Here is a 24,482-nt window from a genome sequence, read left to right on the forward strand (position 1 = left end):
TTCATAGATAATAAGCTATACCTGTGGACTAACTTTGATAACAATAATTAATAATATAGGTAAAAGTTATTACAAAAATTAGATGTTAATTTTTATACCAGAAATTGATTTGTGGGCAGGAAAAGACGATCTTCCTGAAAAGCACATTTTTTAAAATTGCGAACTCCTTTAATTATGAGACTTTGGAAAAGTATCAAATTAACAGAGAATAGGGAACACAAAACAGGGAATAACAGCTTACTCCCCTCTCAATTCTGCTGTAATATTGATCATTGAAGACATAAAAACAATAGAGAACAAATTAATGGGACTATTTGATCAAATTCTTGGCGCTGTTAATAATTCCAATCAACCAGGTGGTTTGGATAAATTGGTAAATATTGCCATGACAGTTAAACAATTAGGTAATGGTGTTGGTGCAGACTCTTCCACCATGCAATCAATTTTATCCGTAGTTGGTAAACAAGTACAATCATCTTTGCAAACAAAACAAGCCACCGACGGAAGTGAAGCCGTCGAAAATTTAGTCAATCAATTTGCAGGCACTTCCGCCGATTCCCAAGCCGTAGATAGCCTATTTTCTCCAGATATCCAAGCAAAAGTAGCCGAAAATGCCGCTCAGGGTACTAGCTTAGATGTGAATACAATTCAACAATTATTACCAACTTTAGTCCCTTTACTCTTGAGTTTCTTACAATCTGGTGGTAATCCATTACTAAATAAATTTCTAGATGCTGACGGTGATGGTGATGTGGATATTGCTGACGCGATTAAATTAGCTAGTCGGTTTTTAAGAATTTAAAAAAATTTCAGGAAAGAATCTACTCACCAATGATAATTTTAAGAATTGTGAACCGTTAACAATTGAGTTTATGAACGTAGCCGACGATAAAACAATAGTCCGTGAATACTTCAATTCCACAGGTTTTGATCGGTGGCAACGCATCTATGGTGATGGTGAAGTTAACAAAGTCCAGTTAGACATTCGCACGGGACATCAGCAAACTGTAGATAATGTCCTGGGCTGGTTGAAAGCTGACAACAATTTATCAGAATTATCAATTTGTGATGCTGGCTGTGGTGTGGGTAGTCTGAGTATTCCTCTGGCTGTGGACGGTGCTAAAGTCTATGCTAGTGATATTTCTGCCAAAATGGTATCAGAAGCCCAAGATAGGGCTGTAAAGGCTTTTTCAAATACCATAAATCCGACCTTTGCAGTACAGGATTTAGAATCTTTGACTGGTAATTATCACACTGTTATCTGTTTAGATGTTCTGATTCACTACCCCCAAGACAAAGCTGATGAGATGATTTCTCACCTATGTTCTTTATCACAATCACGGATTATTCTCAGCTTTGCACCTAAAACCTGCTTCCTGACAATCCTCAAAAAAATCGGTACTTTCTTTCCTGGTCCAAGTAAAACAACTCGCGCTTATCTACATCGTGAGGCGGATGTGATCAAAATTCTCCAAAAAAATGGCTTTTCGATCCAACGACAAGCTATGACTCGGACGCGCTTTTACTTTTCTAGTTTATTGGAAGCAACTCGTACATCTGCTTAGTAATAACAGGAAAGAATCCTCTGTAGGGTTTAGGAGTCGTAGGGGCGAAGCATTCGGACGATAAATTATCGGTTTTTTCCCAAATTTGTTTTCCGAATGCTGATGCTTCCAGTCCCGTCAGGGATACGCCCTTACACCGAATGCTTTGCCCCTATTTCTTTTGTTCAAGATTATCTTGTATCTTAAGAAGGAGGATAACCAGCAGCAATTAAAGCTTCTTTAATAGTAGTTTCTGAAACTTGAGAATCTACATTGACAAATTTGGTTTGGGGATCAGCGTCTACAATGGCATTAGCATCAACAGCTTTCACGGCATTGGTGATATTGTTAGCACAAGCAGAACAAGCCATTCCTGGAACAATAAGTTTGATTGTCATAGGTAAAAAAAATTAGTGGAAAATTAGCTCAAAGTAACAAAGATATCCACCTGAGCTAACTGCATTATGCCTAAAAAATAGTATATACCAAATTCTCTATATTAATTAGTTAAGGTAGAACATTTGTTGATTTTTATGGTAATAATGCTATCAACAATTGACAATTGTCAATTGTCAATTGTCAATTGTTGAACGTAATCTTTTATTGTGGTTGTTCTGGGACAGGTTGAGCAGTTTGAGCTAAAACTTGAACACTCTTAACTCCCCTAATTTCTTTAGCAAGGGAATCAATTTTGTTTAGTTCTTCTTGAGTTGGTACAGTTCCCGAAACGACTATTGCCCCATCTTGAGCCGTAACCGTTAATTGACCTCTGGGAATATTGGCTTCTAGTTTAGAGCGAACTTCACTGGCTAGATCACTATCAGCGCGATTGACAGTTCCCCCAGTGAGGCGATCGCGTTCTTCACGGGCGCGAATATCTGCATCGAGTTGATCACGACGAACTTGGCTAGTCGCATCTTCTTTATTTTCTTCGATTGTTCTATCCGTGACAACTTTACCAGTTTCCTCAGTAGAAGCGGGTGCATTGCGGCTAGTTCTTGCGGCATCTTCACAGGCGACTGTTCCCAGAAGTAGAAAGCTGCTGAGGACTAAAGGCGTGATTTTATTCATGGTTCAAATCCTTAAAAATAGACCTCTTATGTAATTAGGCGTTGCTGAATTAATGTTTGATTTTGGGGGTTTAATTTTTCCCTAAAATCCACAACGCCCATAATCGGTTTTTCCCCAATGGACAATTGACAATTTTGAAGTGCGAGGATTGAGAAAGAGGAATTTTGTTTCTCCTGGAAAGCAGAGGTTTTAAATGTTGAATGAAACAATTGTCAATTGTCATCAATTGATCAGTAGGTTGTTATTGAGAGACAAAAGAATATTTTTTACAAATGAGAAACAGCGGGATCTGCATAACTTTTAATTGCTGGGGGATTGTAAACGTCCCACTCACGTACTCCTTTACTCCTAAAAATTCTTTCAGCTCTGAGGATTTCGGCCTCTGTCCCATCTACAATCACCAGATAATCACCGCTAACTACCTGATCTTGATATACTTTAGCCCGCTCTTCCGGAATGCCTAGACCTACTAAACCGCCGATTAAACCGCCAACTGCTGCCCCAATAGCTCCACCTGCTAGGGTTGTAGCGATCGCTGTAGCCGTAGCTCCTGCCAACATAATTGGACCGACTCCAGGGATAGCTAGAGTTCCTAACCCCACTAGCAATCCTGTTATTCCCCCTACTGCTCCTCCTGCCCCTAAACCAGTTTTTGCTCCTTCATCAACATGGGTTGTGTCGGTAACTGATTGATCTCGTCTTTCACTAGTCCTATGTTGAGTATCTGATTTAACTCGTGTCTCACTAATCCGATCCTGGGGATTCAAGTCTTGAGTATCTGCATCTTTGGCAATCACAGATACATGATTCATGGCAAATCCGTGATCTCGCAGTTCATTCAGAGCGTTCTCTACTTCTCGGCGACTAGAAAACACTCCTACGGCTCTTTTATTGGGAATTAAAGTCATTTTATTCTCCTTTTAAAAAGCAAGTTATTCACCGACATTTTAGATTTGAAGTTGGGACTATTTAGTATCTTCTTTAACTTCATCTTTGACATTTTCAACTGTGTGGCGAACTTTAGCTTCTGCTTGTTTTCCTTTGCCTTCTGCTTGAGTTTGAGGATCTCCAGTTACATCACCTACGGATTCTTGAACTTTACCTTCAATATTTTTAGCAGTTGCCTTAGCTTTATTTTCTAAACTCATAATCTCCTCCTAGTTGAACATGGAAACAAATTTTGCTGGAAATTTTCTGTAGGGACAATTTATGAATTATCCCTAAACCTTTTTTTAGAAAGTGTCACTTTCTGACGGGACCTTCCACATTTGGATGTTCTTCGGTATTAACATCCAATTCTTCTCGACGCAGAACTTCTTCCCCTTCTACCGTTTCGTGATCTACAACTTTATTAACTTTGACTTCTTCCCGTAGGAAAACTTCTTTGTGAATGTCAGCATTTTCTTCATAAACTTCTAGATGAGCAACTTCACCTGAATTAAAGGTTTCACTACCCAGTGGGACTGCTTCTCCAGCGTCTGAAGGAGTTACTCGTTCAATGACAACTCGTTCTTTCTCTATGGGGACTGAAACTCGCGCTGTTTCTGTTTCTGTATGTTTACCAACAATAACTTCTCCTGTTTTTTCACGGACTTTGTTAGCAATCAGTCGTTCTTGATAGAGTTTGAATGTTTGATGATTCTCATCATTTAGCTCATATAGAGCAGGTTCTTGTTGATAGTCATAACCATTTTTATGCTTTTGGTGATCAGGTATTGGTGGTGGTGGTGCAATAGCAGTTCCCATACCTCTAGATGTGGCTGTATCCACAGAACCAGAATCTTCTAAGAATCCTTCCGAACGATATACTCCCCTGACTTGCTCTTCATAGTTGTAATCAATTTCTTTGTGTTCGTGAAATTCAGGTAAATTCTCCGCTTGTTGTTTGGTCATTCCTACTGTATAAATCCGATCAGCGGTATGATCTACCCGCGAACGACCAACAGGTAATAATACTTTTTTACCGAAAATCCATAAGCCTAAGTCAACAACAAAGTAGCGGAAATGTCCTTGTTCATCTACTAAAATATCACTGACTGTACCAATTTTTTCATTTGCATTTGCATAGACATCCATGCCTTTGATGTCTTTACCTTCAAAACTTTCACGATAATTCGGATCAAATTCTTTAATTTTTAAAAGAGACATACTCTTTTTTCCTCCACTTTATACGGCACGTGAGAGCTATAACAGGTGATAGGTGACAGTATGCCTTTTTTCATCAGTTGATGTCCTAACTACCTTGGCGGTTGCTATAACTGATGTAGTATCAACTGCCAACATACAGCACTGATTAAGCCCAATGAATTATTCTCAAAATTAGAACCTGGTAAAGTTGAATTTTTAGTTTTTATTTGTTCGTTCTAATATGTATACATTAGATATTTTTATGGTTGAAACCTTCCATCAAAGGGCTGATTATGCTTATATGCCACTAGACAGAGTTTCTAGACAAATCTGTTTTTGTGGTTTTATTTGAAACCGTATAAATTTATTTATGCGTAAAGAAGCAAAAATTACTATTTTGGAAAATTGCAAATAATACACTCAGTGTCAAAAAATTGCACTAAAATCACTACGACGGTAATCTTTGGGTGTGAGATTTGAGGTATTTTTAAGTCAGCTTGACAATAAAATTAATCTATTTCCCGCTGTCTCTAGGCTTACCGCCTTAAAAAATTAGAGAGTGAATCTATGTTTCAGTTGTTAAGCCGGGTTTTGCTATGGCTGCTCATCGGTGTTGTGGCCTATTCTTTGTTTCAAAGATTCTATCCATCAGGAACTTTTGTAGGTAGATTCCTGTTAGGGCTGGTCATAGTTATTTTAGCTTTGGCATTTCTCAATCCTAGTGAACCAGCAGTATCTTCTTTGTGGCGGTTTATATCCTTTCCACTGAAGCCGTTAGGGGCTGCGGTTTTAATGTTGTTTGTGGCTGCTCAAAAAATTAAAGGAGGTGGGATAGATAAGCCAGGGGGCTATTTATTGGGATGGGCGCTGACAATTTTACTTTTGTCGAGTACGCCGGCGATCGCTTACTTTTTAGTTAGATCACCAATCGCTACGGTTAGCGGTATTAATCTCGATCAAAATACTTCCCCTTCTACTTTAGTAGCTCTAGGAGCAACCAATACTGATTTTACAATCTCAGATATCAAGGAAGATTTCATCCTACCTATGGGAGAGATAAATTCTCCCACCATAGCTTTCAATAGTCTGAATGTGAATATCCCCTCCTATCTACTACAAAATCCTCAAGCAATCAGTACACGCGGATTACGGGTAGAAGACTTTGTTCCTAATGCAGAAACACTGCAACTTACTACCCAAGTATGGGAAAGTTATCTCAACCAGATTTATGTTTTCTTGCGTGGTCGCACGTAATCATCGTGAAATGGGGATTGGGGACTAGTACCGCAGGGCGGAATTAAAAATTAACAATTAAAAATTTAAAAAGCAAATTCCACAAGCTTTTGAGTTGAATCTCACTTGTTAGTTATTTTTGCCGCACTGCTTTGGGGACTGGGGAATAAAGGCTGTAAGGTAGATAATGGAGAATTAAGACAAATATTAATTATCCATTACTAAAAAGTTAGACAATTGCTGGCATGGCCAAATCTCACAGACTTGCTAAAATCGCTGATTATTTACGTCCCTATTGGCGGGAAACTATCTTAGGTATAGTTGCCTTATTAGTTGTCAATGGTCTAGGTGTATATATTCCTTTGTTGATTCGTTCTGGAGTAGATACTCTTTCAACAAGTTTTAGTTTTAATCAGGTAATACATTATGTAGTGATAATTGTTCTACTCAGTTCCGCGATGTGGATGATGCGGATGGCTTCCCGCATTTGGATCTTTGGTGTGGGACGACAGGTAGAATTTGACCTGAAACAGCGGATTTTTGAACATCTATTGAAATTAGAACCATCTTATTTTGCGGTTAATACTCCAGGGGATTTAATTAGTCGCGCTACTAGTGATGTTGATAATATTCGGCGGTTGTTAGGTTTTGCTGTTTTGAGTTTGGCAAATACTTTGTTTGCTTATACCCTCACATTACCAGTTATGTTATCGCTCAGTGTGGATCTGACATTAGCATCACTCGCAGTTTATCCGTTGATGTTTCTGTTGGTGCATTTATTTAGCGATCGCTTGCGGAATGAACAAACGGTTGTCCAAGAGCAACTTTCCGAGATCAGTGAACTGGTGCGAGAAGATATCAGCGGGATGGCTCTGATTAAAATTTATGCCCAAGAAGAAAATGAGCGTCAAGCTTTTAATCGGAAAAATGAACAACTATTAGCTGCTAACCTGCAACTAGCTAAAAGCCGCAATACCCTCTTTCCGATGATTGGTGGGTTAGCAAATCTCAGTTCTTTGATCATTATTTGGATGGGTACGGCACAGATAGCTGCTGGTTCTCTAGCAATTGGCGATTTTCTGGCGCTGCTCATTTATGTAGAGCGTTTGGTTTTCCCTACCGCTTTGTTAGGATTTACCATTACTGCTTATCAACGTGGTGAAGTCAGCATTGACCGCTTAGAAACTATTCTCAGTGTGACTCCCAAAATTCAAGATCCACCAAATGCTCTGCATATTGAGGTAAGTAAGCTGAAAGGGGAACTGAAAGCAGTGAACTTTAATTACACTTACCCTGGCGCAAATATACCAGCTTTAGAAGATATTAATTTTACTATTGCTCCTGGGGAAGTGGTGGCCATTGTTGGTCCAATTGGTTCAGGAAAATCAACCCTAGCAAATGCTTTACCCAGGTTATTGGATATTCAGCCCGGACAGTTATTTTTAGATGGCTTGGATATTACTAAACTAGCTGTGAGTGATTTACGGGGAGCGATCGCTTACGTCCCTCAAGATAGCTTTTTATTCAGTACCACAGTCAAAAATAATATCCGTTATGGCGATCCGATTACTTCAGAAGAAGATGTAGTTTACGCCGGGAAAATGGCGCAAATTGACGCGGAAATTCGCAACTTCCCCCAAAAATATGAAACTCTCGTTGGTGAGCGCGGTATTACTCTGTCTGGTGGACAGCGACAACGGACAGCCTTAGCTAGAGCAATGCTCATTGATGCTCCGATCTTGCTTTTAGATGATGCCCTTTCTAGTGTAGATAATCAAACCGCTACCCAAATCCTCACTAATCTTGCGACTGGTACAAAAAGGAAAACTGTAATTTTCATTACTCACCAACTTTCCGCTGCGGCCACATCTGACCGAATTTTAGTGATAGATCAGGGGAAAATCGTCCAAACCGGTCATCATTCAGAACTGGTACAACAGCCTGGACTTTACAAAACTTTGTGGAATCAGCATCAAGTAGAAGAACTGTTACGTTGAACTAAAATGGATTAATTTTTGTAATAATTAGCAGTAATATTAATTACCAACCAGCCTAATTTGACATAATCTAAAGATGTTTAAAAGCTCACGTTCAGTATCTTCTGAGTCCGGTAATTTGCCCACATCTAAACAGCAGCGTCTTTTAGGGGCGATAGCTGTTTTAGTGGTCATTAGTTTACTAACTTCAGCCGGTGGATCACCCATTGAACACACTGTTTCCACTGCCTGGGAAGGGCTTATTTGGGGCATAGCAGATCCAGTCATTAGTTTAGACCGATTTGCAGGTATTTTGGCTCTGGGCTTATTCTCCGCCAAATTTGTCCGTGGTTATTGGTTCAATGCAACTTTTATCATTGCGGCTATCTGTGGACAATTAATTAATTTGTCTCCAGTTATGTTACCAGGACCTACCATAGCCATTGCTACTTGTACTATCGCTTTGGGTGTGATGTTAGTTACACCAATTCCTATTAATTGGTTAGCTATCGCCATATTAAGTGCTACTGCTGGCATATTTCAAGGTTACGCTGATGCTACATCCATCATTGGTGCAGGAATATTCACTGCAATGACTTATGTGATTGGTGTTACCCTCACCCAAACAGCAATTATTATGAGCGCCAGAGAAATAGGTATAAATTTTGGTATCAATGAGGCTAACCAAATCTTACCTAAAATCATCCGGTTTACTGGTTTAGTATTCTGTGCCATTGGTATCGTATTTTTGGGCTACTCAGTAATTTAGTCTAGGGATTGGGGAATAGGTATTGGGATTGGTTAATTATGAATTAGAAATTACATTCGCACAGCTTAACAGATAAATTATTACGAATTGTATTGGTATAACCTGTTAGAGGCATGATTCCGAATTACTTTATTAATAAATAATGCTGATTAGGAAACTATTGAATGAATATTTAGGAATATTACTGTGGTCAGTAACCCAGCCCTAAAGGGACTGGGCTTGCAAGAGTAATCAAGCAAGCCGTACTGACCAGACCACCCTGAGCGTAAGTCTTATGGTAGCCGTTATTTGAGTCACGACACCTTGGAATGCGTAGCTAGTTCCCTGCTCTGTCATTTGCAATTAAACAGTTTTAAGGTCACTGAAACAGTGTTGCAAGTCTAACAAGCTCTTATAACTGGTCGAAAGCTAACATTACCCCAGAAATGGGAGGCTCTTCGGAGCAACACATTATGCGTACAGAGTTGGGAAATTTGAATCGGTAATTGTCCCGTTGAAAGTACATCACAAAAGTACCCCGAATTTCCTAACTCCAAGGCGGTAATAAAGAAATATTTAAGGCGGTTAAAACCGTGGTCAGTGAGCTTGTCGAACTGCTCGTGTCGTTTTCCTCTCAGCACTAAAGTGACTGAGTTTCCCACTTACCGCAAGGTCTTATGATTTTTTCTCAAGATTGGAGCAGGCCAGAAATGATTGCAACTGGAGTAGAAGCGAAAATCAGTCGGTTAGAATCTATTGTTGAACAAATTGGAGACGCTGTACTTTCTACCACTGAGACAATTGAACGCCTCGCTCAAAGAGTAGATTCCCTGAGTTTGCAAATAGAAGCCCAAGGAAAACAAGTACAGCAGCAAGGGTATCAAATTTTTGCTTTGTGTGATGCTGTCCAAAGTTTGGCTGACTCTCAGCAGGATTCTATGCAACAAATTACTCAATTGTCACAAACTTTAGATGGACTTGTATCTTTATTGCAAGATGAATAATTGCCAAAATTTATACTCTTAACTTTGTCACCGCAATTTTGCCAGAAAAACATATATCAACATCACTATCAGGAGTCCGTTCTCGTTTACCATATTCTCCTGTGTAGTAAAAATCATCACCTTCTATTCGATAATTAACAGGTAAAGGTTTAGTACAAGGTTGACAAAATACCACTTCTGGATCTGCTGCTTGCGGTAAAAGATGTGGTAAGTTGACATTCCAAAAACATCCAGGTTCTAGGGGAAGGTGAATTAAATTTGGGAGCAATGCAGATGTCCATCTCACAGCCGCATCCCAATCATAATCACGTTGACCTTGACGATATTGAGAAACAGCAATTCCAGGAATTCCGTGCATTGCAGCCTCTCTAACAGCAGCTACAGTCCCAGAAATATACGCATCAACGCCCAAGTTTCCACCAGCATTAATTCCTGAAATCACATATTTGATATCTTGAGCAATATGTGCTATGGCAACTCTGATACAATCAGCAGGAGTGCCAGCGATCGCATATTCAAAATCAGAACGCCGTTGCAGATTAATCGGTTGATGGGTAGTAACTTGATGTCCACAGCCAGATTGATGCGATTGAGGTGCAGCAATTATTACCGATTTACCATTTACTGCTTTAAACAAAGCTGCAATACCCGGAGCATCAATACCGTCGTCATTGGTGATAATTATAGTCATATATATAACTCATATTTGATTTTAAATCTACGTAATGGAAAGTCTTTTTGACTTGAAGGTTAAAAAGGTGCATTTTCTGATGAGGCTTTTGAAAAATGCGATCGATCACCTTTAACTAATTCTGACTACGCAAAAGCCGCAAAATTTCAGTGATCCCAGCTTCCAGATTTCTAATATCTGATTTTATTTGGCGAATATCGCTTTTAACTTCTCCCATGTCAGAAGCTAACCCAGTTGTGAGAGTCAAATTTGTGGCTATGGCAACCTGAGATGTGCCTATAGTCCCGGCTTGGATCTTGAGATTGGTGACATCGTGGGTAAGGTCATTAAGCCGTGTGTATATGTCATCAAATCTTGTGTCGTTTGTCATTGTGATTTTTGTTGGTTGGCTTGTTTGTGTTCGGCGATCGCTCTTTTGACGATAACTTTGGTTAATTGAGGCACTGAAAGAAATTCTTTAGATGCCCAATCTTGCAAGTATTTATACTCGTCTTCTTCAATGCGGATCGTCATTTGAGGTTTTTTAGAAGGCATATATAGCAATGAATCACTCTATCTAGATTATCGTTATTATCAGCCCTATTGACTAATTTGAATCAAAGTAATGACAGGTGATTCACCTTTGATTAATATAACAACATCTAAGTAAATCGGTCAAGTATCACTCACTTCTATCCGATTCACACTTTGGAGCAATATGTGCTATGGCAACTCTGATACAATCAGCCGGAGTTCGAGCGATCGCATATTCAAAATCAGAACAGCGTTTTAGATTACCGAATCAAGCAATCAGGTGTCAGAGTGAAGTTTAGGCAGTGGCGATCGCCAATTACACAACCAAAATGATCAACACAAGATCCCGTAGTGCTTTTTTGACCTTGTCAATAAATTATCATTTATTACAGAAGTCGAAGACGACAAATAGCCTATACTCTAGCAGATAGTCCTAGTTTAAAAGCTATTTTAAATGATGTATTTTTACCCTGTTATCAAGACGCTAAAAAAGATACAATTAACAAATACCAACTGCCATCAAACTTATTTCCAGAAGAACCACCTTTTTCTTTAGCTCAAGTTCTCAATGCAGATTTTATACCCTAAATTTGAACAGATGATCAAGTAGGTTTTACGTTTAACTCGTTCAAAGGCAAGAAAGGAAATAAGTACCTGAGCAAAATTAATTAAACATTTTGAAAATACCTCAACCAATGAATTACGTAGGGGCAAACCCCCTGTGGTTGCCCTAAACTTATGGGTAGGCACGGGGGCGCTACCCCTACATCAAATCCTTAAACCATCTTTATAAGGTAGGTTAAGCGCATTTATGCTAAAATGCCATTACCAGACGCTGTAAGGAGTTTTCTGTATGGCTAACGTTACTTACGATGAAATTTTTGGAGCAGTATTAACCTTACCTCCTCTATACAGAGCGATGCTTGCTGAACATCTTCTCAAAAGTCTTGATGAAATTAATCCTCAAGTTGAGGCTGCTTGGGAAACAGAAATTGCAAATCGCATACAGGCAATAGATGAAGATCAAGTCGCGTCAATTCCAGCCGATGAAGTATTGCAAAGACTAAAGAATCGCTTGGCTACACAGTTATTGCAATGGCTAGAAGTAAAGATTAATAAAGAACCTCAGTCTATACCAAATAAAAGATTACGACAGCCAGGACTCGGTTTAGATTCTTGTATATTCGATGATAACTTTGATGATCCACTACCTGATGAGTTTTGGCTTAGAAGCTCAAGCAATTGAAGTATGGTTATGTAATGAACAAGGTGAAATAAAATTCTATAATCATCAAGGTGAATTAGCTAACTCTTTGTTAGTTCCTGACTTTCTTAAACAAATTAAACGATAATTTGCTGAACTTGGCTGTATGTATCACTTTTCAGCTACAGTCCACCAAGCCAAAGCATAAGCTTGAGTAGCTTCATTCACCTGCTTCTTAAATTCCACCCGAATTTTATAATTACCATTAGTGGGAACTGGACAAAAAATATGTTCAACACTATCAACCTCACTCACAGAATCACAAACAACAACTTCATTATTTTTCCCATTTTCCTTAATTAAATAGACATCAAGATTATTTAATCCTTTATTTATAAAAGTTTCATCCATATCATATTCCTGATTATTATTTTGATCATCCAACTCCACCAAACGATCCCAATTTAAAGTAATAGCTACAAAACTATTTTCCTTCAAAGTTTTTTGTAAACCATATTCCCTAGAAGAATTAGCATTAATAGTACCATAATCCCAACCAATAGGCGGAACTGGTGCATTAGGTTTCCATTGACCAGCATTCAATTGTTGATAAGCTCGAAAAGCATTTAAATGACCTGTTCCCATTTGAGCATCTAAGGGAATTGTTGTATTTTTATAAGCATCAGAAACTAACCAATCTTGATTTTGTTTATCAACTAATGTCCTCGTCATTCCTAACCGTAAACCATCACCACCATCTTGAATTTTGTCCCCTGAATTGAGTAAAACTGCTTTCATTACTTGATGACGACGAGCATCAATAGTCCAATTTGGTTGTTTAGTTCGTAACTGTCTATCTGCAAATTCCTGTAATAATGCTATAGTTCCTGTAACTTGTGGTGCAGCAAAACTTGTACCTGTAGATTTATTTAACTTACCATCAGGATTAAGTAAAGGAATATTAGTACCAGGAGCAACTAAACTAATCGCTCTTCTCCCACCAATATTAAATTCTTTCCCATCTAAACGATTTTCTATACCTTGATTAATACTAGCCAGATTAGAAACATGAACTTTATTAAAAATTCCCTCTCTTTCCGAGGAAAAAGCCACATTAATTGCGTTAAAATTGTCTGTAGGAATGGGAATCCCGCCTTTGCCTTGATTGCCGGCGATCGCATACACAACATCATGAACACGGCTAGACCAGTCAATACATAATGTTAGTAAAGCATTACCATCTAAAATAGCTTCTGGTCGGGGATCACGATCTAGAGGTTCACCAAAACTAAAATTAATAGCCCGAACATCACCACCATTTTGTAACGCAATGTGTTGGGCTGACAAACATTCCTCTGGTTGACCCATTCTTTTTGTAGATAAAACAGCAGAAGAATATAGTCGTGCATTCGGCGCTACACCTGGAAAAGCCTTATCTTGACTCACCATCACACCAGCAACATTATACGCATGGGGATCAATGCCAATATTAGCCTTAGCGGGAAGATTGCGTAAAAACACTGCCGCTGGAGAAATAGCCCGATTTTTAGACACAGCTTTATCCCAGCCAAACATCCCCGGACGACCAATTTCTACTTGACCAATCGCAATTTTCCGCCCAGTTAAATTATAAGGAGATTGATGTAGTTTCAGCGCATCAATACCGTTACTCCCTAAAGAATTGGCAAACTTCACACCAGCCAAGACTGGTAAAGTTAAACAAGAAAAACCTAAACTCCAAAAAATCATCCAATTTTTGTTCATAGTTAGTTGTTAAGGAAGAAGAACAAGTTTTCTTTTCGATTTTGAATTGATTTCTCCATATTTTGTTACAATACTTACAGACGAAGACGCTTAAAAACCCACTAGCCATGACCCAAAATTCATCTCAAAAGCCTATAGTTATCGCTCCATCTATCCTATCAGCAGATTTTAGTCGTCTGGGTGACGATATTCGCGCCGTAGACAAAGCCGGAGCAGACTGGATTCACGTTGATGTAATGGATGGACGTTTTGTCCCTAATATTACAATAGGTCCCCTGATTGTGGAGGCGATTCGTCCAGTTACAACCAAACCACTGGATGTCCACTTGATGATTGTGGAACCAGAAAAGTATGTAGAAGGTTTTGCTAAGGCTGGTGCTGATATTATTTCCGTCCATGCAGAACACAACGCATCTCCTCACCTGCACCGCACCCTCGGACAAATCAGAGAACTCGGTAAAAAAGCTGGAGTTGTACTCAATCCTGGTACACCTTTAGAACTAATTGAATATGTTCTAGAATTGTGCGATTTAGTGCTAATTATGAGCGTTAACCCCGGTTTTGGTGGTCAAAGCTTCATTCCTAGTGTAGTTCCTAAAATCCGTAAGTTGCGTCAAATGTGCGATGAACGCGGTTTAGATCCTTGGATTGAAGTTGACGGGGGACTAAAAGCTAATAATACTTGGCAAGTTTTGGAAGCTGGTGCTAATGCGATCGTAGCGGGTTCGGCTGTGTTTAATGCTCCTGATTATGCTGAGGCGATTACCAATATCCGTAATAGTAAGCGTCCGACTCCAGAATTAGCTGCTGTTTAATTTAATACTTGTGATTAATTGAAAGCTAGATCCTCGATTTCTTTAAGAAGTCGGGGATTTATTTTATATTTTTATAAAATTTGATGCCATCTGGAATTTGGTTTCAGGGTGATATTTGCGTGATTTTTCTTGGTTTATTGTATATGAATGTAAGAGAATTTCAGTGATTTTGACGTATTAGTTATTTCTAATTGTGATTTAATGAGATTAGTTGAGTAGCTTAGTATAAAAATCGTTAAGGTGTCGAGATGGGGCAATTCTCAGACTGGATGATAGTTGGTGCTTTTACTTTTGGTGTTGGTATAACTGGTTCTTTGACTGGACAAGTCAGCGTGGGTTTGTTAGGAAGCACCACAGGAGCAATTATAGGGGCTTCTGTTGCCAGTAAATTACAAGATGATAAACAGCGTAATACATTAATTGAATTGGATAAGCTAAGGGAACTGGTAGCTACACAAGAGGAATTAACAAAGTTAAAGCAACAAGAGGTAATTCTAAAAACAAGGGTAGAAGCGTTACGAAAAGAGGAAGCAGCACTAGCAGCAGTTAGAGGACAATATCAGGAAAAACGAGCAGAATTACAACAGGTTGATCAAAAATTAACTCCCCTCAAGCAGCAACAACAAGAACTAGAAAATCGCATTCTGGTAATTAATCAGAAAAGTCCTAATTTATCCCATCTGGAACAACTTATAGGACAAATTGAACAATTTAAAATTGAGAAAAGTGGATTAGAAGGTCAAATTTATGCGCTAAGTTCTCAAGTTGAATCCTTAGAATCACAGAAAATAAATCTCCAGAAAGTAGAATTAGAATTACCTATTAAAAAATCAGATTTAGATAGTCTAACGGCACAAGTTCAAGAACTACAAAATCAATCTCAACAACTAGAACAACGTGCGGTTGAATTAGAATTATTGCGGATTACTTATGATGGAATTTTTAACCAAAAAGAAAGTTTTGAAGAAAGAGTTAATCAGTTAAGACCAGAAATAGACAGGTTAGAAGCTGAAAAACAACGCATTTTACAAGCAATTCAAGAAAACCAGAATGAGTATCACAAAATTGAAGAATGGCGGCAAAAATTACACGAATTAAAAATTGCTATTAGAGATAAAAAGTCGGAATTACGAGAACTGGAAAGAGAAATCGAGCATTTGCAGGGTATTAAAGCTGCCCTAGCAGAAAATAATGCTAAGTTGCAACAAGAAAAAGAAGAACTTCAAGAAGAAATTAGAAGATTAAAAGGAGAAATCACCGAATTAGAAAATAGTGCTAAATTAGCATTACAATCTCTGAGAGAAAAACTTTGGACTGAACTACCTAACAATAAATTACAACTAGAAGAAAAAGAATTTATTACGGGTTTTATTAATAGTATTAAATCTCAAGGATTAACTTTTTCTGAACGGGTAATTAACGCATTTCATACATCATTGAAAGTCCAAGATATTTCTGCTTTGGTGATTTTAGCGGGAATTAGTGGTACTGGTAAAAGTGAACTTCCACAACGATATAGTCATTATATTGGAGCGCAATTATTAACATTAGCTGTACAACCGCGCTGGGATTCTCCACAAGATTTACAAGGCTTTTATAACTATGTTGAAAAGAAGTTTAAACCCACTGATTTGATGCGGGGACTGTATCAATATAATAAAGATTCAGCAATGGAAGATAGAATTGTCATTGTATTACTAGATGAAATGAATTTAGCTAGAGTTGAATATTATTTTAGTGAGTTTTTATCTAAGTTAGAAAGTCGTCGTAATCATGCAACTTATTTAGAGATTGATGTTGGTAGTTTACGTATAAATGAAAATGAACGTCGGTTACAAATTCCTAATGCTTTTCTGTTTGTGGGAACAATGAATGAAGATGAGACTACACAAACTCTATCAGATAAGGTATTAGATAGAGCAAATGTTTTGACTTTTGGTAAACCGCAAAATTTAAAATTACGTCAAGAAAATCAAATCACAAGTAGCAATAATCAACCTTCAGAATATTTACCATATACTCATTTTCAAAGATGGATTACAGTACCAGATCCTAATTCTGAGGTTGTCAAGAAAGTTAAATATTTCTTGAATGAAGCTAATGAAGTTATGGAAAAAATTGGTCATCCTTTTGCCCATCGTGTTTATCAAGCTATTACTCAATATGTGGTTAATTATCCCGGAGTAGATAATATTGATGCACCAGCTTTTAAGTTCGCACTTGCTGATCAATTTGGACAAAAACTATTACCAAAACTGCGAGGTGTGATGGTTGATGAATCACAGCAAGAATTAGATGAACTTGAGAAAATTATTTCAGATATTGATGATAAACCATTAATTACAGCTTTTCAGAAGGCACGAAAAGGACGTTATGGACAATTTAGTTGGCAAGGTTTAGTTTATGAGGATAAACAAGCATAATGAAAATTTATTCTAGCCTATTTGCTTATCTAAATCAGTCTCCTTTAATATCAAATATTCCTCAATTACAAGCTAGTCAACGTCCGATTATTGTTCTAGAATCAGAGGAAATTTTATCAGAAACATCTTGCTTAATTCCTATTACTGATGGAGTTTATGAAATTGGATTTCCTTATTTGCAAACTACTGATTTACAACATCATAATTTTGAATTACAGTCTGGATTAACTTTAGATATTTCTGGAAAGTCTTATATTTTGCAGGTTAGTGATGAAATATTAGATTTAGAGACTATTAAGGAAGAAGCAGAAATACAGGAATTAGAAAATAGATTGGGTGAACGTTTAGATAAAACAACGGCTAACTTAATTCGGTTATTTATTGGAATGTTTACAGATATATTTAGTCATCAAAAAACAGTAAATACTAATATTGTATTAATTGAATTACCAGAAAAATTAGAATTAGTAAATATTGAAGATGCAAATTTACCGATTATAATTAGTTTAGACAGAAAATACCAATTACGGCGGAAACTAGAAGCAATTAGTGATAAATTACGTCATCAACTGAGAAGACAAGCAGAATCAATGTTTGTGGGTAAAATTCAAGAAATGGATAGTTATTGTTTGCGCGATTATGTCCGCAGACCAGGTTTAACTGCTGTGGAAAAAGCAGGTTCAAAGCAGCAGTTAATGGGTATCCAACGCTATCAAGATTTTAACACACCTGAGAATAAATTTCTAGTTTATTTTAGTCAAATTTTACATTTAAATTGTTTTCAATATGAAAGAAGTGGAGCAAGTCAATTTAGAGAGACAATTGGAAAAATCAGATTAGTAATTGATTTATTTAAACAACAACGGATAGTAAAAACTATTCAAGATAGAAGCTATAAATTTACTCAGCCAAATTATGTTTTACAACAAAATCCTATATATAGAAGTTTTTATGAAGCTTATTTAGAATATTTGCGAAAGAAAAATGAAAAGGAGAAGTTATGGACTTTCAGAAATGCGCTATTAGCTGATAGTGTTTATATTTATTTAACAGCATCATTGCTGAAGTTTCAGGGAATAGATGTAGATGCTAATTTAGCTATTAATGGTAGTTTAACTCCCGATAAAGGATGTTATATCAATAGGGAGCAAGATATTACAGTTAAGGTATTTTTGCAAAATCAAGTTTATGTATTTAGTTTGAAAAAACAAGTTAATGATATAAAAAGCGATTGGGTATTAATTTTAGAAATTCATCAGTTAGATTCTCTAGAATTAGAAACTAAAAAATTAGTGTTTCCTATTTGGATATTTTGGTATCGTCCCAAGGATGATATAATTATGCAAATGCAGCAATATTTACAAGAATTAATAGATACCAAAAATGTCAAACTAGGATTATTATTTTATTTACAATTTTCTCCGAATCAACAGTCAAATGAAGTTCACATAAAGCCTTTTTTTAGCAAAAAGTTATGGTTAGTTCCATTACATGATCGAATCACATCACAAGGATTTACTAAAGTCATTAGTTTTATGACACTTTTAATTAAAAAAGCGGTGGAGTTTTCAGTATGAATGAACAAGAGTTTTGGCAGAAATTACAACAATTAATATATCAATCTGGTGAAATTTCTGAAACTACCCAAGCGCAATGGGAGAAATTAGTAGAAATTCATGATTCCCCATCATTACCTACACAATTAATTATGGAAACTGTGTGTAATAGTGCAGTGTATTTAAACGAGCGATCGCATTTAAACTTTCCTGCAATTACTCCTCATATTTCTCTTAGTGGAAATCAACAAATAGCATTAGAAATGGCACTTTCAAATAGTCCTATTTCTTTAATTTCGGGAACAGCAGCGACAGGAAAAACTCGCATTGTAAATAATCTTGCTCATGCAGCTATCAACCATTCTCATAGAGTGCTAATTTTAACTCATCACACTTCATCCTTAGCAGCTTATCGCAACTTAACAACTTATCCATTTTTGCTATCTCAAGAACAAGATTATTATCAATGGATAATTAATCAATTGCGTTCTCAACATTTAGCACAACCGCAGATGGATTATTTACCATTACATCTGCTACCAGATGCAGAATTAGCAAAACTGCGAACTCCAGCAAAACTAGAAAAATGGTTGCCAATTATTGAAAATAATTCATATCAACAATTAACAGAACTATTAAAACCTGAATATCCTCACTTACCACAACCACGCATTCAACTATTAGCTTATCGTCTCAAACAGTTAGCACCATTATTACAACAACAATTAAAATTGAGTCAAATTTATAATAATCTTTCAGAACAGGGAATTAAAGAAATTGCTGATCAACTCATGGAGAATCCGCAAATCCCCATTGTGGGAACTGTTGAGGAATTTATGCACCCCAAAAATCAACTCTTATGGCAAACAAACTTTGATTTAATTCTTATAGAAGAAGCACAATATCTTACCTGGATAGAATTGATACTATTATCGGGATTATGTCAAAAGCTGGTTTTATTTGGTGAAGAAATATCAAAATATTATCCTAACTCTAACAAAACAAATTTGTTTTTTGCTAACTTCTTTGACTGCTTTAAATGGTTAAAACAGCATTTATTTCCAACTTATGTTTATCAATTAAAAGAACAGTTTCGACTACATCAAGAAATAGCTAAACTTGTTTATCCTGGCATTTCTAATGATTCAATTCAAACTCAATCCTCAAATATTAATTCCTATCTTCCTGAAACTCCAAAAAGATTAGTTTGGCAAGATGTACCTCACGAAAATGCTAGAGAGCAAATTATTAAATTTATTCAAAGTTTGAATACAGAAATAAGTTCTCAAATCGGAATTATTGCATTTTCGATGGAAGAGCGAGATTACCTTAAAGATAATCTATCCAAAGACTATGATAGAATATTTATTGATATAGCAACAGAATGGACTGGAAGTGAACGAGAAATAATTATTGTTAATTGTTCAGATCATCCTGAAAATATTCCAGTAGAATATATTAACATAGCACTAACAAGAGCAAAAGATTATTTGTTCTTATTTGGTGATTATGACTTATGGAAAAAACATAATTCCCCAATTCAATCATTATTATATCAACGAGAATTATACAAAGAACGTTTAGTTATTATATAAATACAAATCATGAAATTACAAATTCAACTATCAGGAAATTTTCACCGTTTACTATTAACAGGTACAGAATCAATATCAATATCAATATCTTTAGGTGATTTAATGCGAGAAGTGCAAGCAGTAGCTACTCAGAACCGCAGACGAACACCCCAATTATTACGTCAATCTTTTGGGTTAGATTTTATCCCTGAATTAGTATTAATTAACTTGTGTAAACAAGCAAATGGTATTATTGAAGATCATGAACTTTATCAAGTACCATCCCTGAAATTATTGCAGCCTATTAACTCTCAATTAAATAACCAAGCTATTAACACATATTCTTATCAATTTATATCTAAAGAAGCTAATTTGCAACTAACAGCAGATGATCCACAAATTCCCATTTTTACTGGTACTATTTCCGAACAACCAGGAATTTATAACCTGACTATAGAAAAACCTAATTATCCTGGTTTAGATCATGATTATGTTCAAACAATATGGAATGATAGTAGAGACTATTGGCAGAATTTACCCAACATTGAAAAAATCAAATATGCTTTACAATCTCGTGATTTTAATTATTTTTATATTAATTATCAACAAATTAAAGTTTGGATTTCAATCCAAGAATTATCTTTAGATTTGAGAGCAGCAATCACATTTTTACATTTAAATGAAAATGATACATCAAATTTGTTAACATCAGTGAGATTATTAGTTGAGGAATATCAGTCAAAATATAGATATCAACCAACAAATTTACCTAATGAACTACAACTAAACTCTACTTTACCTCCCCAAAGTGGGTTATTAATTCGTAGTGGTAAAAATCGCAGTATTTTCCAAAAAATTATTAATAATGCTCGTCAATTTTTGCTGATTTCTAGTTATATTATTGAAGATGAAGAACTAACAGAATTAATTTGTCAAAAATCATTACAACTACCCCAAAGAGTTTGGATATTAACAGATTTGAGAAATGAAGTTTTAGATCGCATTGATGAGCAAATATCAGATAATGTATCTAGATCAGAACAATACCAAATCACAGATGAGCGCAAAAAAACTTGTTTAAAAATGCTCCTAAATGCAAATATTCCTATTCGTAGCGGTGGTTTTCATTTGAAAACTTATATTTCTGAACAGTACGCTTATTTAGGTTCTTGTAATCTTACTCGCGGAAGTTTAGATTTTAATAAAGAAGCTGGAATAGTTTTTATTAACAATTCACAACATCAATCATTAATTAATTTATTTCAGCAATTTTGGCAAAAATGTAGCCAAGATGAAGTTATACCTGATAGCAATAATGATGGGTTTCGTTTACGTTCTCTTGTTCATAAGAGTCAAGATAAATATACCAACTATCCTAATTTTTTAACATCATCACAATATCAAAGAGATTTAATAGAACAACTGAGAAATTTTAAAGGAGAGGTAAAAATTTACAGTCGCAGTTTCCAACCATCAGCAGAGATAGCAAATTATTTGCGTTTGTTAGATACAAACATTTTTATTGATTCGAGTATGTCAGTTATAAATCAAAACTTTAATATTCAGAAAATTAGGTATCTTCATGCTAAAATCACTATTTTAGGCAATCAAATAGCGTATATCGGGGGAATTAATTTTAATTTTGGTGATTCATATTCCCATGATTTAATGTATAAAACCACCGATACAAGGGAAATTAAGCAAATAATTAGTCAACTACCATCATTACATTCATAACCTATGACTAGATTATTCAATTTGGAATCTTATATTGATGCTTGTCAATATGCTCGCGTATTTCAAGATTCATCTGATCAGTTAGTTCCTCAAACTAGAGAAACATACAAATTTTTATTAGATAAATATGCTGAACATCGTTATTTAGTACCACCAATTATTAATAATCATCGTTCATCACAGTTAACTATTAATCTCAGTAAATTAGATTATCTATCAATGGGAACTGAACTAACTCAAGGAGAAAAACCGCGTTTATTTATTATCAGTGATACATTAGATTTAATGACGCTGAGTACAAGTAATATTTTAGGACGTAGAGACGGTTATCTGTACAGCAGTGCTTATTATTATTGGAATTATTACACAGAAATTAATCAACATCAAATCACCAAACCATTAGTAGTATTTGTTGATTTAGATAATTTTGGTACTTCGACTTTAATTCCTATCAGTTTTTCTCAACACGAAAATAGTCATTATAAAATTCCCATTCTCGATACTAGAAATAAGATACCTCTCGATCATAGTTATAATTGTATAGAAACATATACAAAGATTTGTAATAGTGTAGCTGGCATTTTATTAAATCAATTTCCATCATTGTCTACAAATAATGAAACTGTCAAACATTTATCTGGTTATTTACAGAAGATTAACTTTTTTCAGCTTATTCAAGCTTACGTAAATCAAGAATCTATAAATTTGATAGTTGAAATATACAACAATAATCAGATTTTTTATAAGCAAGTTACTATATCAATATCAGAAATTGCTAATATTGTATGTCAGCACATTAACTTTTACGATATCAATCAACTAGAAAATCAATATCCTCAATATCAGTTTGTATTAGTTAGTCAATATAATATTTTTGAGAAAATTAAAACATATTTACCAAATTTCATTTGTCTTAATCCTAATTATCAACAGTTTACCGAAATATGGACTGAAAAAAATCATCTAAACTTTCCTTTATTTGCAATTTATTTAGATGAGATTGAATTTCAAGTTGCTATTTCTGGTAAAGAAGAATGGATTAAATTATCTGATGAAAAAGATGCTATTTCTTACGAAGGTAAACCTACAGTTTTAATCGGAAAGATTCGCAGTTTAAAACAAGATTTTTTCCGTATTACAAGCAGTAATGCTAATTTACCTATTAAAGTTAATGGTAATGATTACTGTATAAATAAGATTCCGCAAGATTACAAAATTGAAATTGAGAGCTATCAAGGAACAGAGGAAATTCGTGTTCAGATTCAGTTTAATTTACAACCTGGTTCTTTTCCAGAACTCAAGGTTAGAGATTTAGAAAATAAGTATAAAATCAATACTAGCTTAATAGATAGGAAACAAAAATATTATAGTTACATTCTACCTCAAAAAATAACCGCACATCGTCAGCTAAAATCATTATCTCAAATTGAACGGTTACAAAGACGCAGTGATTTTCAAAGTTTTATAATTGATTTACATCAAATTTCTAGTAAATTAGATAAAATTAATAGTCAAATTTCTAAAAAAAATGACTATGATGTGCTAATTGCAAGTATTAAAAATGCTTATGAAAAAATAAAAAAAATAAAGCAATATCCTGATTCACTACAGTTTATAGATATTTTATCAAATGAGCTAGTTGTTACTGAACTAATAACAGAATTTAAAAAAGCTAATCTTTCAAAAATGGTTGATCTTATATATAATACTTTAACTTCTAATCAGCTTTTAAATAAAGACAAAAAAGATTTATTAGTAGATGCAATTATTTTAATTGGTAAATTATATCAGTTTTCTGAATATCTATTATCAGATAGATTATTCTTTCAATTACAATTACAATTCAATACTGCTAGTAAAATTAGATATCGCAATCTATCAAATGAATATCTACAATGTCTAGCTAGAATAGCAGTAAATCAAGATTTGCAAGGAAAATACTTTAGTTTATTCAACTCTCAGTATAATATAGAAAACAGTCAATATCTATGGGGATATGGAAATATTTTACTTTGGTATTATGATTTTAATTCATCAGCATCATTTCTAAATTATCAAGAACATTTTACAAAAATAATGAATTATTTGCTGACTAAGTATTATACGAAGTTCTCTGGTATTTATAAAAAATTTGCGTTCTTATCTCTAATTTATATCCTGACTTTTCGCGCACATGATTCACAATTTTGTCAACCTAATTCAAAAGAATTTTTATTAGCAAAACAAGTTATTGAACACTTCAAACATGATAGAATTATCTTAAACACAGTCAGCAGAGAAAAACCACTAAATCAATATTTTCAAGAACTAATTGAAGGATGTTCAACAGCAGATGAAATAGAAAATCTTCTTCAAGGTTGAATTGAAATTAATCTATAATTTTAAGCCCGCTATAAAACCAAAATATCACTTTTCCTTGACAGTCCACAAAGCCAAAGCTGGAGCAGATTGGATTCACGTTGATGTATACTAAACACGTTTGGGACGTGAACTTTTGCAAGA

23 protein-coding genes are annotated in these 24,482 nt (G+C 35.4%); 14 read left to right on the forward strand and 9 right to left on the reverse strand.

From position 1 onward, the window contains the following. Positions 1 to 304: 304 nt before the first annotated feature. Positions 305 to 802 (forward strand): DUF937 domain-containing protein, encoded by a 498-nt coding sequence (locus FJR04_RS12655; RefSeq protein WP_168495244.1) that lies wholly within the window; start codon positions 305 to 307, stop codon positions 800 to 802. A gap of 70 nt (positions 803 to 872) precedes the next feature. Beyond that, positions 873 to 1,565 (forward strand): magnesium protoporphyrin IX methyltransferase, encoded by a 693-nt coding sequence (gene bchM / locus FJR04_RS12660; protein WP_168495246.1) that lies wholly within the window; start codon positions 873 to 875, stop codon positions 1,563 to 1,565. A gap of 182 nt (positions 1,566 to 1,747) precedes the next feature. On the opposite strand, the gene FJR04_RS12665 is transcribed toward bchM, so the two are convergent. The 5 genes from FJR04_RS12665 to FJR04_RS12685 all read right to left on the reverse strand — a co-directional run bounded on the left by FJR04_RS12665 (position 1,748) and on the right by FJR04_RS12685 (position 4,763). Continuing rightward, a complete protein-coding gene (locus FJR04_RS12665) occupies positions 1,748 to 1,942 on the reverse strand; it encodes a heavy-metal-associated domain-containing protein (RefSeq protein WP_168495248.1) in 195 nt (64 codons plus the stop codon). A gap of 202 nt (positions 1,943 to 2,144) precedes the next feature. Further along, entirely contained in the window at positions 2,145 to 2,615 is a 471-nt protein-coding gene (locus tag FJR04_RS12670; protein WP_168495250.1) for a BON domain-containing protein, read from the reverse strand. A gap of 266 nt (positions 2,616 to 2,881) precedes the next feature. Continuing rightward, positions 2,882 to 3,523, reverse strand: coding sequence for a general stress protein (locus FJR04_RS12675; protein ID WP_168495252.1), 642 nt, complete (start codon positions 3,521 to 3,523; stop codon positions 2,882 to 2,884). A 57-nt stretch (positions 3,524 to 3,580) separates the two neighbouring features. Continuing rightward, a complete protein-coding gene (locus FJR04_RS12680; protein ID WP_168495254.1) occupies positions 3,581 to 3,763 on the reverse strand; it encodes a CsbD family protein in 183 nt (60 codons plus the stop codon). Positions 3,764 to 3,857: 94 nt separating this feature from the next. Then, entirely contained in the window at positions 3,858 to 4,763 is a 906-nt protein-coding gene (locus tag FJR04_RS12685; RefSeq protein WP_168495256.1) for a DUF2382 domain-containing protein, read from the reverse strand. A 546-nt stretch (positions 4,764 to 5,309) separates the two neighbouring features. On the opposite strand from FJR04_RS12685, the gene FJR04_RS12690 reads away from it, so the two are divergent. The 4 genes from FJR04_RS12690 to FJR04_RS12705 all read left to right on the forward strand — a co-directional run bounded on the left by FJR04_RS12690 (position 5,310) and on the right by FJR04_RS12705 (position 9,703). Continuing rightward, the gene (locus FJR04_RS12690) at positions 5,310 to 5,996 is read left to right on the forward strand and encodes a hypothetical protein (protein ID WP_168495258.1); all 687 of its coding nucleotides are present in this window, start codon (positions 5,310 to 5,312) and stop codon (positions 5,994 to 5,996) included. Between the two features lie 224 nt (positions 5,997 to 6,220). After that, on the forward strand, positions 6,221 to 7,972 hold the full coding sequence (locus tag FJR04_RS12695) for an ABC transporter ATP-binding protein (RefSeq protein ID WP_168495260.1): 1,752 nt from the start codon (positions 6,221 to 6,223) through the stop codon (positions 7,970 to 7,972). A gap of 76 nt (positions 7,973 to 8,048) precedes the next feature. After that, complete coding sequence (locus tag FJR04_RS12700) at positions 8,049 to 8,720, forward strand: HupE/UreJ family protein (RefSeq protein WP_168495262.1); 672 nt, start codon at positions 8,049 to 8,051, stop codon at positions 8,718 to 8,720. Between the two features lie 689 nt (positions 8,721 to 9,409). Continuing rightward, complete coding sequence (locus FJR04_RS12705; protein ID WP_174763543.1) at positions 9,410 to 9,703, forward strand: hypothetical protein; 294 nt, start codon at positions 9,410 to 9,412, stop codon at positions 9,701 to 9,703. Between the two features lie 10 nt (positions 9,704 to 9,713). Here the strand turns inward: FJR04_RS12705 and surE are convergent, their stop codons facing one another. From surE to FJR04_RS12720, 3 genes are all read right to left on the reverse strand, one after another. Continuing rightward, positions 9,714 to 10,394, reverse strand: a complete 681-nt coding sequence (surE, locus tag FJR04_RS12710; RefSeq protein ID WP_168495266.1) for a 5'/3'-nucleotidase SurE — start codon at positions 10,392 to 10,394, stop codon at positions 9,714 to 9,716. Between the two features lie 115 nt (positions 10,395 to 10,509). After that, positions 10,510 to 10,764, reverse strand: a complete 255-nt coding sequence (locus FJR04_RS12715) for a hypothetical protein (RefSeq protein WP_168495268.1) — start codon at positions 10,762 to 10,764, stop codon at positions 10,510 to 10,512. Beyond that, a complete protein-coding gene (locus FJR04_RS12720; protein ID WP_168495270.1) occupies positions 10,761 to 10,928 on the reverse strand; it encodes a hypothetical protein in 168 nt (55 codons plus the stop codon). The genes FJR04_RS12715 and FJR04_RS12720 overlap by 4 nt, the downstream gene beginning before the upstream one ends. A 360-nt stretch (positions 10,929 to 11,288) precedes the next feature. Between FJR04_RS12720 and FJR04_RS12730 the strand changes: the two genes are divergently transcribed. Continuing rightward, positions 11,289 to 11,495, forward strand: a complete 207-nt coding sequence (locus tag FJR04_RS12730) for a DUF29 domain-containing protein (protein WP_371717886.1) — start codon at positions 11,289 to 11,291, stop codon at positions 11,493 to 11,495. Positions 11,496 to 11,760: 265 nt separating this feature from the next. After that, positions 11,761 to 12,153, forward strand: coding sequence for an addiction module protein (locus FJR04_RS12735; protein ID WP_168495272.1), 393 nt, complete (start codon positions 11,761 to 11,763; stop codon positions 12,151 to 12,153). Positions 12,154 to 12,282: 129 nt separating this feature from the next. Here FJR04_RS12735 and FJR04_RS12745 read toward each other — a convergent pair whose 3' ends face one another. Continuing rightward, on the reverse strand, positions 12,283 to 13,875 hold the full coding sequence (locus FJR04_RS12745; protein ID WP_168495274.1) for a S8 family serine peptidase: 1,593 nt from the start codon (positions 13,873 to 13,875) through the stop codon (positions 12,283 to 12,285). Between the two features lie 107 nt (positions 13,876 to 13,982). Here FJR04_RS12745 and rpe point away from each other — a divergent pair, with 107 nt between their 5' ends. The 6 genes from rpe to FJR04_RS12775 all read left to right on the forward strand — a co-directional run bounded on the left by rpe (position 13,983) and on the right by FJR04_RS12775 (position 24,341). Then, entirely contained in the window at positions 13,983 to 14,690 is a 708-nt protein-coding gene (rpe, locus tag FJR04_RS12750) for a ribulose-phosphate 3-epimerase (RefSeq protein ID WP_096670666.1), read from the forward strand. 248 nt (positions 14,691 to 14,938) lie between these two features. Continuing rightward, positions 14,939 to 17,113, forward strand: a complete 2,175-nt coding sequence (locus tag FJR04_RS12755) for an AAA family ATPase (protein ID WP_168495276.1) — start codon at positions 14,939 to 14,941, stop codon at positions 17,111 to 17,113. Next, a complete protein-coding gene (locus tag FJR04_RS12760; RefSeq protein ID WP_168495279.1) occupies positions 17,113 to 18,690 on the forward strand; it encodes a DUF2357 domain-containing protein in 1,578 nt (525 codons plus the stop codon). Before FJR04_RS12755 ends, FJR04_RS12760 begins: the two co-directional genes overlap by 1 nt. Next, positions 18,687 to 20,264 carry an AAA domain-containing protein gene (locus tag FJR04_RS12765; RefSeq protein ID WP_168495281.1) on the forward strand — a complete coding sequence of 526 codons (1,578 nt, stop codon included), beginning with the start codon at positions 18,687 to 18,689 and terminating at the stop codon, positions 20,262 to 20,264. The genes FJR04_RS12760 and FJR04_RS12765 overlap by 4 nt, the downstream gene beginning before the upstream one ends. A 9-nt stretch (positions 20,265 to 20,273) precedes the next feature. Continuing rightward, positions 20,274 to 21,980, forward strand: a complete 1,707-nt coding sequence (locus tag FJR04_RS12770) for a phospholipase D-like domain-containing protein (RefSeq protein ID WP_168495283.1) — start codon at positions 20,274 to 20,276, stop codon at positions 21,978 to 21,980. Positions 21,981 to 21,983: 3 nt separating this feature from the next. Beyond that, positions 21,984 to 24,341, forward strand: a complete 2,358-nt coding sequence (locus FJR04_RS12775; RefSeq protein WP_168495285.1) for a hypothetical protein — start codon at positions 21,984 to 21,986, stop codon at positions 24,339 to 24,341. Positions 24,342 to 24,482: the final 141 nt, after the last annotated feature.

It is taken from the genome of Anabaena sp. UHCC 0204, assembly GCF_009711975.1.
Classification (GTDB): Bacteria; Cyanobacteriota; Cyanobacteriia; order Cyanobacteriales; family Nostocaceae; genus Dolichospermum.